This is a genomic window from Lactobacillus sp. ESL0679 (assembly GCF_029433515.1).
Classification (GTDB): Bacteria; Bacillota; Bacilli; order Lactobacillales; family Lactobacillaceae; genus Lactobacillus.
The window spans coordinates 105,241-118,228 of the sequence record NZ_JAQTIG010000005.1; the positions used below are offsets into that span (position 1 = coordinate 105,241).

The 12,988-nt window shown below is 31.0% G+C and carries 10 protein-coding genes; all 10 read left to right on the top strand.

All coding sequences use genetic code 11. The annotated features are described in order from the left end of the window. Positions 1-247 precede the first annotated feature (247 nt). The 10 genes from PT287_RS07445 to PT287_RS07490 all read left to right on the top strand — a co-directional run bounded on the left by PT287_RS07445 (position 248) and on the right by PT287_RS07490 (position 12,926). Positions 248-1,741 carry a hypothetical protein gene (locus PT287_RS07445; RefSeq protein ID WP_277133828.1) on the top strand — a complete coding sequence of 498 codons (1,494 nt, stop codon included), beginning with the start codon at positions 248-250 and terminating at the stop codon, positions 1,739-1,741. Further along, positions 1,731-2,648, top strand: coding sequence for a hypothetical protein (locus PT287_RS07450; RefSeq protein ID WP_277133830.1), 918 nt, complete (start codon positions 1,731-1,733; stop codon positions 2,646-2,648). The genes PT287_RS07445 and PT287_RS07450 overlap by 11 nt, the downstream gene beginning before the upstream one ends. Before the next feature lie 38 nt (positions 2,649-2,686). Continuing rightward, entirely contained in the window at positions 2,687-2,815 is a 129-nt protein-coding gene (locus PT287_RS07455) for a hypothetical protein (RefSeq protein WP_277133832.1), read from the top strand. Positions 2,816-2,851: 36 nt separating this feature from the next. After that, entirely contained in the window at positions 2,852-4,042 is a 1,191-nt protein-coding gene (locus tag PT287_RS07460; protein ID WP_277133834.1) for an ATP-binding protein, read from the top strand. A 110-nt stretch (positions 4,043-4,152) separates the two neighbouring features. Then, positions 4,153-6,819 (top strand): DNA methyltransferase, encoded by a 2,667-nt coding sequence (locus PT287_RS07465; RefSeq protein ID WP_277133837.1) that lies wholly within the window; start codon positions 4,153-4,155, stop codon positions 6,817-6,819. Positions 6,820-6,852: 33 nt separating this feature from the next. Continuing rightward, positions 6,853-7,599 carry a hypothetical protein gene (locus PT287_RS07470; RefSeq protein ID WP_277133839.1) on the top strand — a complete coding sequence of 249 codons (747 nt, stop codon included), beginning with the start codon at positions 6,853-6,855 and terminating at the stop codon, positions 7,597-7,599. Then, on the top strand, positions 7,589-9,538 hold the full coding sequence (locus tag PT287_RS07475; protein WP_277133840.1) for a DEAD/DEAH box helicase: 1,950 nt from the start codon (positions 7,589-7,591) through the stop codon (positions 9,536-9,538). The genes PT287_RS07470 and PT287_RS07475 overlap by 11 nt, the downstream gene beginning before the upstream one ends. Next, positions 9,531-10,727 (top strand): GIY-YIG nuclease family protein, encoded by a 1,197-nt coding sequence (locus PT287_RS07480; protein WP_277133842.1) that lies wholly within the window; start codon positions 9,531-9,533, stop codon positions 10,725-10,727. The genes PT287_RS07475 and PT287_RS07480 overlap by 8 nt, the downstream gene beginning before the upstream one ends. A gap of 50 nt (positions 10,728-10,777) precedes the next feature. Continuing rightward, complete coding sequence (locus PT287_RS07485; RefSeq protein ID WP_277133843.1) at positions 10,778-11,698, top strand: hypothetical protein; 921 nt, start codon at positions 10,778-10,780, stop codon at positions 11,696-11,698. A 37-nt stretch (positions 11,699-11,735) separates the two neighbouring features. Then, on the top strand, positions 11,736-12,926 hold the full coding sequence (locus tag PT287_RS07490; protein WP_277133844.1) for an HNH endonuclease family protein: 1,191 nt from the start codon (positions 11,736-11,738) through the stop codon (positions 12,924-12,926). The last annotated feature ends 62 nt before the right edge of the window (positions 12,927-12,988 follow it).

A 12,988-nucleotide genomic window follows, 5' to 3' on the forward strand; every position in this document is an offset into this window, starting at 1 on the left:
GGCTTTTTTTCTACCCAAAGTTAAGTATATTAAGAACTGAGTGTAGACTACAATAAGCGATCATTATATATAGTATTTAAGAAGAGACAACAACGTAAATAAAACTTAATTTACTTATTTACTAAAAAATATTATAGAGCTTAAGATAAAAAATACTTTATAGTTTAAATACATTGGTACCTATAACTAAAAAATAAGGTGGTCTATAATGGTAATATAGTTAGCTTTAAAATCGAGGTGCATAATAATGAAGTATCTTGAGCAGTTACATGAATTCGCTGATAGATGGCGGAAAAACTTTAGTGATCCAGATATTGATTATCATGAATTAATTGATTTTAATTTCTATAATGATTGTGATCGTTTGGGCTTTAAGATAAATAGTGCAGGTTTAGTGCTTAAATATGGAGATGCAATTTTTGATTATCAAGCGCTGGCTAAGACTGTAAGCAAAATCACTGATGTTAGTCAGTTAGGCTCACTTATTTTTGCGCGCTGGCAATATTTTCATAATTTGGAAAATAATCAGGCGCAACAAATTCTTAAATTTGAGAATAGATCTTGGTTCCTGATTGCCTTAACACAATTGTGGAACTTAACTGTTAATGATTCGAGACTTTTTTATGGGCAGATCAGGCAGATGGAGCTGAATTCAAATCTTTTAGGTCTTAACTTTCAAGATAACACGCAAAGCAAACAAGTCTTGAATCTTGATGAATATGGTAATGTTCAATTTACTGCTTATAATTATGATGTTATGGCCAAGACTTACACTAAGGCTCAAAAAAGAAATTTTAAGATAAATCAAGATACTGCTCAGCATATTCTGTGGATGCTAGCGAATTATTTTAAACAAATTCATGATGAAATTGTGACTACAGATGTGGGGAACTGGCAGTTAGAACTCACAAATACAGCTGGTCAGACATTTACGTTTTCTGGATCGTTAGATAGTTTTGGAGAAGAAAAATCTAGCTGGTCTAAATTATTGCGGATAGCCTTAAAAATGCCTGAGCTTGCAGCTTTTGATGGTGGTAAGAAGCCAGATAAAATAGACATAATTTGTCTTGATTATCATCGCAATGACAAGATTAATTTTATCAAGACAGCTAATCATAAGCCTTTTTGGCTGCATTATCATGAAAAACTGTCAATTGATCGAAAAACAAAAACTCTTACATATTTTCAAAAATCCAGTAATGGTAATAGAGTTGAACAAAAATTTCGCTTGAATAGTAGCGTGACCAATCTTCTAGACAGTCTTGATCCTGAGGCGCTGTTTGCAAGTGGCGGCAGTAATTACTTTGATAGAAACAATCATTATCGCTTTACGATATCGTATCAACATGCGCAACCTCGAGTAATCAAAGGCGATTTTACTGAAGATGGATTGCCAGATGATTATCCAGATTTTGTAGAACGATTGCGGCACTTTATTAATTATCATGGTCAAGGTGGCTTACTTGATCATCTGTACTTTGGCCGCCCTAGCAAGCATCATGGTGACTATATCTTTTGTAGTGTGCGACTGCAGAAAAATTCGCCGAGCTATTATTATCTATCTGACGACAAAAATATTTCAGTAGGTGATTGCGTTGTTGTGCCGGTTGGAGACGATGATCATGAACTGCATGGAATAGTCACTAAAGTGGAATATTTAAGGCGTAAAAAAGGACCATTTCCAATTGAAAAGACCAAGCACATTATTAGTAATGAGGGAGAATGGGAAGGTGAGTGGTGACTTAAAGCGCATAACTATTTGTTCTGATCGAACTTCGCTACATTATGTTCCGCAACTTGGGGATGAAGTGCAGCAAATTGTCACGATTGAGAATGATGGCTATATTACTTTTGTTAGTAGTACATATGCTGGCCCTAATCAGGATTTGAAAAATGATTTTCGTAAAAATTATGTTATTAAAAAAGCTAAGGCCAAGCAGGTGATAGCAAAAATTTTGTCATACTTTATCAAGCAAAATATCAAGCAATCTAATAATGAAACTGGTAGTTGGCAGCTGATATATGGCTTTGAAGGTAAAGAATTACTTGCTGGAAACTTTAGTATGAAGTTTACGGATATTTCTGACTATGTTAGAAAGCAAGTTGGAGTAAAATCCTATGTTTTGTTTGATGGCAGAAGAAGAACAAATAAGATTACTAGAATTGAAATTGACTATAATTCTTCTATTAATTTTAAAAGCAGCCAAGAAGTATTATGCGTAGAACATTTAATATTAGATCGTAGGAAGCATAGCTTTAAGATTTTTAAATCCTTTTTAGGTAGGAAAGAAGTGCAGAGTTATCATGATCGTCAAATCGCGATAATTTTTAGAAAATTAGATTTGATTGATTTGTTCGATGATACTGATAATTGCCCTAATAGTGCAGTAATTGTAGATCAAAATTACATTATTACAGTTGATTATACAGAGAAGCCACAAAAAATAATTTCAGGCAGATTTGATAAAAATGGATTGCCACAGGATTATTACAAGTTAGTTAAATACTTAAATGAATATGTAAGGTCTAGTGCCAGCATAGATGTTCTAAGTCCTGAAAAATATAATTATGTCGATCCTAAAAGTGCGAAATATATGTTGTGTACTGTTGCTTATATGGAAAAGATAGTCGGTATAGGCAGTTTTTAGCTGATAATGATGATTATCAGATAGGAGATATGGCTTGGGTGCCAGTGGGACCAAACTGTAAAAGTCAAACTGGCGAAATTACCAAGATTGAATATTATACAGCTAAGACTCTGTCAGTACCTTTGGTTAATTTAGAATATTTAATAGGTAAGTATGTTGATTTTTAGGGAAGTAAGCATTAAAAATTAATCGAGGTAAGTTTAATGTATTTAAGAGAAATAATTGAATATGAACTAAATATGCCTGAAGATGAATATCATGACTTTAAGCAAGAATGGTATATTCCTGAAAAAAGAGATGAAATGATTAAAGACATTTTTAGCTTTGTAAATACTAGGCACCATAAGGATTGTTACTTGATTTTTGGAGTAACAGATAAAGAGCATAGAGTAATTGGCATTGAGAATGATGAAAATCGCTTAAATACGCAAAAATTAACTGATAAGATAAATTCTTTACCAATTGCTACTAATAGAATTCCAGAAGTTAAGGTTGAAACCCTTATCTTTGAAGAACATGAAGTTGATGTCTTAATAATTAAAAATACTGACATGGTTCCAGTATATTTAGAACAAAATAAGCAAATGAAAAAATGTAAGAAAGTTATCCATGCTGGTCAAATTTTTACAAGAGTAAATGATACAAATACGGCAATAAACTCTACGGCAAAAGATTACTTAGTTAGCGATTTGTGGAAAAAAAGATTTGGCTTAGATCTAAAGATAATTGATAAATATAAAATGAAATTAGAAGATATTAATAATTGGGAATATTTCGAATATGAAGAAAATAGTGGATTTATGTATGATATTGAACCAGATTATTGTATATATATTGAACGACCAGAAAATAGGGATTCATATATAAAAGCTGATTCGTTTTCTTTAGATCAATTTAGATCAAATTTAAGTTGGGTAAAATTGATTTTTAAATATAGAAATGTAATTGTTACTGAACTTGATGGAGGTTTCTTAGATGGATCAGGATTTTTATCAGTAATACCTGAGACAAGCATATTAGAATGTAATTATAATGAGAATTTATTATATAATTATATGTTAATGGATTCTCTAGCTTTTAAATTTGAAAAAATGATATTTTCAGGAAGCAAAGAAATATCTCCTGATGATAATGAAATTCAAAAGTTTTCTGATTGTGTGGTGGTTTTTAAAAATAATAGTGAAAAAGAGCTTGTTGAAGAAGGACTATTAGATGAAATAGGAAAAATACAAGAAGAAATTAAAACTTCAGATAGAGAGATTAAGTCATACAAGCATAAAGTTAAAATTGGTACTGGAAAAGAATTTGAAAAAAATCAAATTGAGTCTCTAATAATTAAAAAGAAAACTTCGCAATTTATTGTGAAAAAAATGGATAAAGCATCTCATAATTAAGAAGGCAATAATTGTTAATTAAATTCAGGCATGAGGATATGTACTCTAATACTGATAGTCTAGTATAATAGATAATGAAGACTATTATATTAAAGCGCAGGAGACAATTAATGCTAATAACTGAAATAGAAGATAAACTTACAAAAATCATAGATAAAGATGATCATGACACCTTTATTTATGATTTTTTGAGTATGTATAATATTCCTAAAGCAACTATAACTAAACTTCGCAAAGGAATTAATAATTTAGCCAAAGACGATAACGAAGTTTATTTAAAAAACAAGTTGTACTACAAGGCAGTTATAGACAATAAAAACTTAATGCAGTCATATACTGATGTTAAGGATAAAGTTGATCAAATCGGTTCAAAGCCTAGATATATTGTTGTGACTAACTTTAAACAGCTATTAGCTTATGATACAAAGACAAAAGATACATTGGATATTCCTTTTCAGCAGTTACCACAAAAATTTGAATTCTTTTTAGCATGGAATGGCATTGAAAAAGCTGATTTTGATAAAGAAAATCCTGCTGATATTCGAGCTGCTGAACGGTTTGCAAAATTATATGATGTAATTGTTAAGGATAATCCTAGTGCTACAAGAGAAGGCTTAGATCTCTTTTTAATTAGATTGCTATTTTGTCTATTTGCTGAAGATACTACCATTTTTCCTAAGAACCTGTTCACTAATAGAATTAAGGAACTGACTAAAGAAGATGGTAGTGATCTTGATAATTTTGTCGATCAGTTATTCAGTGTTCTAGATTATCCAAAATCTGAGCGACCAAAGAATATACCTAGCTGGTTAAATGATTTTCCTTATGTTGATGGAGATTTATTCAAAGCTAATCATGAATCTTTAGTATTTACTAAAAAGTCTCGTAAGTTAATTATTGATGCTGGTGAATTACTTGAATGGAATCAAATTAATCCTGATATTTTAGGATCAATGATTCAAGCAGTAGCTAGTGAAGATAGTAGAAGTCATTTAGGGATGCACTATACTTCTGTTCCTAATATTATGAAGGTCATAAAACCGTTGTTCCTAGATGATTTAAGAAAATCATTTGAAGATGCAAAGGGAAATGAGCAAAAGTTACAAAAATTATATGATCGAATCGGGCATATTAAATTTATGGACCCTGCCTGTGGCTCAGGTAATTTCTTAATTATTACGTACAAAGAATTGCGGCAATTAGAAATAGATATTATCAAGGAATTGAATAATATGGGAATTGCTACAATGTATGTTCCTTCTGTAACACTGGATCAATTTTATGGAATAGAAATTGATGATTTCGCTTGTGATGTAACACGCTTATCATTATGGATTGCTGAACACCAAATGAATGTAAAACTTCATGAAGAAATTGCAGATGCAGTTAGACCAACTTTGCCTTTACAACATGCTGGTGCCATTATTTGTGGTAATGCACTAAGATTAGATTGGAACGAGATATTGCCTCATAAAGCTGATGATGAAGTTTATTTGTTTGGAAATCCGCCTTATATTGGCAGTAGAAATCAAACGAAAGATAATAAATTAGACTTAAAAATGGTTTTTAAAGATAATGTTAAATACAAAAAATTAGATTATGTTTGCTCTTGGTATAAAAAAGCAGCTGAGTTTATAAAAAAGACAATATCAATGGCCGCTTTTGTTACAACAGATTCAATTTTTCAAGGTGAACAAGTGGCAATCTTATGGCCAGTTATTTTTAAATTAGGTATTGACATTTCATTTGTATATACTTCGTTTAAATGGAGTAATAATGCCAAAAATTCAGCAGGAGTTGAAGTAGCAATAGCAGGTATTAAAGATATAAATAAAAAATTTAATAAATCTATATATGAGAATTCGGGATATGTTAAAAAAAGCGTTTCTAACATAAGTCCTTATTTGAGTTCAGGAGGTTCTTATGTAGTCCAGCCACAAGTAAGTAGAAATGATAATTTACCTAAATTACAAAAAGGCAACGCTGCATATGATAATAATAATTTTACTTTTTCAGTAGATGAATATAAAACTTTTGTTAATAATAATCCGTCTTCTCAAAAATTGTTTAAGAAGTATATAAGTGCGTCTGACTTTTTAAATGGTAAATATAAATATTGTCTTTGGATTGAAGAATCGCAGATTATATTGGCAAAATCTATACCGGATGTAAAATTAAGAATTGATAATGTGGAAAAATATCGATTAGATAGTAAAAGATTAGTAACTAGAAAAGCGGCAGCTACACCATTCAAGTTTGGTGAGATTAGATGGAAAAATAAGCCTGCAATGATCATACCTGTTGTGTCATCAGAAAATCGATATTATTTACCAATTGGTTATATTAATAGTGACATCATCCCTTCATACGCCACTTTTGTTATTTATGATTCGCCAATTTGGTTGTTAGGTATTTTAGAATCTAAAATTCATATGATATGGATTAGAACTGTTGCTGGTAAATTGGGGACAAGTTATAGATATTCTGCAGAACTTGTTTATAATACATTTCCTATACCTGAACTTTCTGTTAGAAGAAAAAATGAAATAGAAGATAAAGTTTATGAAATTTTAGATATTCGTGAAGAGGAAGGCGGCACTTTAGCAGATTTATATGGTTCACCATTGGCTGCTAAGAATCCTAAGCCTATGAATGTGAGATTGCTTAAGGCACATCAAGAACTAGATTACATTGTGGATAGAGCTTATAGTGATCGTGATTTTAAGGATGATAACGAACGTTTGAGTTTATTACTTAAAATGTATCAAGAAAAGTAATTAAACAGTAATTTTTTGGGGGGAGAAATACTGATGGAAAATGAAAACTTTAATTTTGCTTTAGTTGATGAAATTCAGGATATTTTAGCTAATACTTTTTCGGCTAATCGAATTATTGGGTTACTGAAATTTTTTACAAATAATTATGGGCTACACTATCTTCCAATTTGGAGAAGTTATTCGATGGAGGACTCGTATGAAAATAAATTAGAAATTTTATCAAATAATTTAACTTCGATGCATAGTAGTCAAATTGTGGATTTTTTACTTGGATTAAGAAATTGTACTGAAGTAAAGTCTGACACGGTTCTTCTTCAAAAAATCAATCAGCTTGATGAAAATTATGATGAAAAATCTTCTCGTTTTAAAATGGCTCAGATATTATTAGATTATCCTGAAAATATTCAAAAAGTTTGGTCCAAATGTTATTCATTTTTTGATGAAGGTAATAATAGAGAAGCGTTAGATTCTGCTAGATTAACTATTGAGTTGTTAATTAAGCATCTTGTGAAAAATGATAAATCATTAGAAAAACAGAGTAATGATTTAGGAACTTGGTTACAAAATCATAATTGTGATAGTGAAATTAGAAATCTACTAATTAATAGCTTGGATATTTATAGCAAAATACAAAATCATAATGTAAAGCATATCAATAATGGTAAACATATAGATAATTTAAATGAATCGGAAAATAGGCTAATTATGAATTTAAGCTATACAATTTTAAAGTTTTTAACCGATTGTGATAAACAGCAGGGTATAGATCATGAAAGATAAAGATGTAGTTTCAATTAATTATCATCAGACAGGTAAAAGTACCAGTACTAACGAGTTAGGTATGCGTGAAATGCAGGCTCGTGTATATCAGCATCGTAATTCAAAATATATTTTGGTCAAATCACCACCTGCTTCTGGTAAATCTAGAGCCTTAATGTTTGTAGCCTTAGATAAATTAGCTAATCAGGGAATTAGAAAGGTAATAATTGCTGTGCCAGAACGTTCAATTGGACGTTCTTTTAAGAATACTAATCTTACTAAGTATGGTTTTTATGAAGATTGGGAAGTTGATTCCCAATATGATTTAACTTTACCTGGTGGTGATGCGGGGAAAGTACAAAAGCTAGTTGAGTTTCTAGATGATAATACTAGTAAAATTTTGATTTGTACTCATGCGACTTTACGTTTTGCTTATGAAAAAATTGCTGATGATCATAAGTTTGATAATGTTCTAGTTGCAATTGATGAATTTCATCATGTATCTTCAGAAGATAGTTCTGTTCTTGGCGGTGCGTTGAAAAACATCATGCATAACTCGTCTGCTCATATTTTAGCAATGACTGGTTCTTATTTTAGAGGAGATTCAGCACCGATTCTTTCACCAGAAGATGAACAAGAATTTGATAAGATTAATTATACTTATTATGAACAGCTCGATGGCTATCAATATTTAAAATCGTTTGGTATTGATTATAAATTTTATCAAGGATCATATTTAGATGCCTTAGATGAAGCATTAGACACGTCTAAAAAGACAATAATACATATTCCTAGTGTTAATTCTAGTGAATCAACTAAAGACAAGTATGGTGAAGTTGATTCAATCATTGATGCTATTGGAACAATAATTGACAGAAATGAAGCTACTGGAATTTATACAGTAAAAGCTAAAGCTACTGGTAAAATATTAAAAGTTGCTGATTTGGTTAATGAAGAAGGTCGTGACAAGGTTCAAGAATATTTAAGAACCTTAAAGGGACCAGACGATTTAGACATTATTATTGCACTTAATATGGCAAAAGAAGGATTTGATTGGCCTTGGGCTGAACAAGCTTTAACTATTGGTTATCGTCGCTCATTAACTGAGATTGTTCAGATAATTGGTAGAGTTACACGAGATAGTTCTAATAAAACACATGCGCAGTTTACTAATATGATTGAGCAGCCTGATGCAAAAGATAGTGATGTACAATATGCAGTTAACCAAATTCTTAAAGCAATTACAGCTTCATTATTAATGGAACAAGTTTTAGCACCAGAAATTCATTTGAAAAGCCGCAAGCATAATAACGATAAAGCAAAGAATGGTAGTGAAATTATTATTAGTGGCTTTAGAGAGCCTTCTACTCCTAGAGTTGAAAGTATTATTGAAAATGATATGCCTGATTTAAAAGCTGCAGTTTTACAAGATAATGAAGTTAAGGAAGGTATTGCAGTTAATGCTGAGCCAGAAATAATGAATAAGGTTCTTATTCCTAAAGTTATTATGAAGCGTTATCCAGATTTATCTAATGACGAGGTGGAAGAAGTTCGTCAGCATGTTGTTGCAGATACTGTTTTGCGTCACGCAAAAGTTGATCAAACTAAAGATAGTCAAGGTAATACTAATCAATTTTTACGAATGGCTGATAAATTTATCAATGTTGATAGTTTAGATATTAATTTGATAGATAAGATTAATCCATTTCAACGTGCTTATGATGTTATGTCACAGAGTATTGATTCCGATACTTTGCGAGTTATTGAGCGTTCTATTGATGCTCATAAATACGACTTTGATAATGATGAATTAGTTTATTTATATAATAAAGCTAAAGAGTTTGCTGCTAAATATGATCGTTTACCTAATAAAGATTCTAAGGATGATTTAGAAGTTAGAATGGCATATGCATTGGCCAAGATTGCGGATTTGCGGGCAAGAAGGTCTCAAAATGACTGATAAATTAATTCGCTCTTTAGATGACATTTTTAATGATCCAGATTTTGAAAAATTAATTGTACCTAAGGAAAAGAAAAAGGCAATTACTTATGATCCCGAAGTTGAAGGTTTTATTGAAATTCAAAATTGGGTAAAAAAGAATCATAGAGAACCAGAAAAGACGAGAGATATATCGAGACTGAGTGAACGTAAGTTGGCTAGTCGACTTGAAGGTATTCGAAAAGATAAAAATAGAATTGCATTACTTAAATCATATGATGAAGAAGATTTACTAAAGAAAAATTCGTTAAAAAATATTCAGACAGAAATTAAGCATGAAAAGCAAAAATTTACTAGTTTAGATGAAATTTTAAGTGATAATTCAATTTTATTCTCCAGTAATAAAAGTAAGGTTAATCAAAAATTGTTTGTTACTAAAAAATTAGATGAAGTGAAACGTGAACGAGAAAATGAACCAGATAAAATTTCAAAAAGAAAGATTATGGATGGATTTTCTAAGTACAAATCCTTGTTTAAACAAGTTCAAGCAGAAATAACTTCAGGTATTCGTCAATTATTACCTTTTCGAAATAATCAATTGGTAGAGCATGGCTTTTACGTGTTGAATGGACAACTTTTATACATTGAAGCGGTCGGGGAAGAATATAAAACTAAAGGTAACAATTCGAGAAAGACGAATGCACGATTACATGTGATTTATGATAATGGAACTGAAAATTACCCTTTAAGAAATGGACTAATGGCTTCTTTATACGGTAGACATGGAAAAGTAGTAACTGAACCTGATGCAACTTTTAAATTTACTGCAGATGATCATGTTACTGGTTATGTCTACATTTTAAAATCCAATAGTTCAAATACTGTTGTTAGAAAAATTCAGTCTAACCATTCTCTTTATAAGGTTGGCTTTACAGCAGGTACAGTTGAAAAAAGAATTGCAAATGCTGAAAATGAGTCAACATATTTATATGCACCTGTCCAAATAGTTGAAAAAATGAAAGTTGTGAATCTAAATCCTGAATCTTTGGAAACAGCTATTCATCATGCATTAAAAAAGTATCGCTTGAATGTTGAAATTCCAGCTCCAAATGGAAAAATGCTTCAACCTAGAGAATGGTTTGTAGTTGACTTAAAAACCATTGAAGAAATTGTTAATCAGATTATTTCTAAATTACGAATGGAAGAATAGAAATATGAGTATAAGAAAGCAATCAAGTATTTTTAGTTAGGAGTATTATAATGAAAATAACAAAGAAACGTATAAGAAAAGTTGAAAAATATTTATCTGATATAAGTCAAGATGCTGAGTTTATGTTGGGAGTAAGACTAAATTCGAATGTTATGAATATAATTAACGAAAAATTCGATTCGGTAAATGGTGATAAATTATTTATTCCAAGGCCATATATAGGCAAAATGTCGCAGCGAAATACTGTAGGAGAATTTATACCAGATAAAAGCAAGCCAAAAGAAATAGCTTATAGAACACATGAATGGGTTTTAAAAGATTGGGGTGGAAATTTGCATTCTGGGATAAGTGAAGATCCGTATGAAAGGTATCCTAGAATATTTAAAAGTCCTAAGAATTTCAAATTCGTATGTATCGATAAAAAACTTATTATTAGTAAAAAGTTTATAAATAACAAAAATGAGCTTAATAATATAAAATTTGCAATTAATTTGCTTCTTGAAATATTTTCTGAAGCTGAAACTTTTGAAATTAATGAAGAATCTCGAAAGATAGAATCTATTAAAGAAACTGTTAATTGGCAAATTCTTCCAAAGGGAGAAAGGATTTGGAAAGTAATAAATGAAGGAAAAAGTCGAAAACTTATTTCTAAAAGTGAAAGTAAGAGAATAGACGAGAGATTTAAATACATAAATAGATTTATACCTGACAAAATTTATCAAGGCATAGGTGGATATACTGGATATTTAGTATATGAATTCAAAAAAGCTAAAATTTATGTATTTGATTCTGTAATGTATGGTAATGCAACCTATATTTTTAATAGATCATGGGAAGAAGTTTCGAAGTTGACAAAAAAAGAAATATTAGAAAATCATTTGGAAGAAAGAAGGATTATTCATTCTAATAATTGGAAAGCAGAGCTGAAAAATATGTTGGAAAAAGAACATATTTTTTATCAAGAAGCGTAAATATTTGGGGGATAGAATGAGAATTCTTAATACTTGATTGAAAAAGCATATAAAAAAAGAATCTGCCTACAAGAACTTCTTTTATGATAAACAATTGAGCTCTGAGAGTGCTTTACGTGAGCTGACCAATTTTGCTAGAGTTTACAAACAGTTATTAAAGGCAAATACTGCGTCGCCAGCATTAAATAAAATTTTATTGCACATTAATGTCATGGACAGCAGGGTTTTATATCCATATTTATTGAAATTGCTAGCAGATGAAGAAATCGATTCAGATCAAATTATTGAACTTGTGGCAATACTTGAGAATTATTTGTTTCGGATTAAAATTTGCAGTCGACCGACAAATGGTTTAAATAAGATTGTGGTGGCGCTTTGTGAAGGCGACGATCATTTATTGGACCGAGAATTAAGACTTTTGAAGAATACTTTTCCAAGTGACAGTGAACTAAAAGCTAGTCTGATGACTACTAATCTATATAAGTTGCGTAATAACATGGCTAAGTTAACTCTCGTAATGCTAGAAGAAAGTCGCACTAAAGAAGTAATTAACTTTGAAGATGCGCAAGTTGAGCATATTATGCCGCAGCATTTAACAACTGACTGGCGTGTGCAGGTCACAAATGCGGATCGGGTTAATGAGCAATATGGTGGCAGCTTGGGTAACTTGACGTTGACTAAGTACAACCAAGAAATGAGCAATCGGACTTTTACAGAAAAGAAAGAATTTTACCGTGATTCAAACATTAATTTAACTCGTGAAGTTGCGCAAAGTTATTTTAATTGGGATGAAACAGCGATAGCTACTAGAGCTAAACGGTTAATTGCGGAATTATTGCAGATTTTTCCTAAACCGAAGGTTTATAGTGAGAAGCAAGCTGAGCAGGTATTAGCTGGTGAGTATAATCTTACCGATGAAGTCAATATTACTGGTAGAAAACCAACTTCACTTACTATTGGCGATACCAGTTATTCAGTGACATCTTGGCGTGCGGCTTTGATTACGCTACTGGATTATCTTTGGGATGAGGATAGCAGTAATTTAACGCAGATAAAGCAGGATTCAAGTTTGCAGAAAAAGTTATTTTCAAGTTTGCGTAGCCCATCAACTTTGAAGAATGGCCTTCAAATTGAAACTAATTATTCAGCTCGTGATATTCTTGCAATTATGACAAAAATCACTGAGGTCCGCGATATTGCAGAACAAGTAAGCTACACTATTAAATAAATTTTCCCCAAAAAGTTTTTTCACTAACGATGTGAGAAGACTTTTTTAATGTGCTTAAAAGC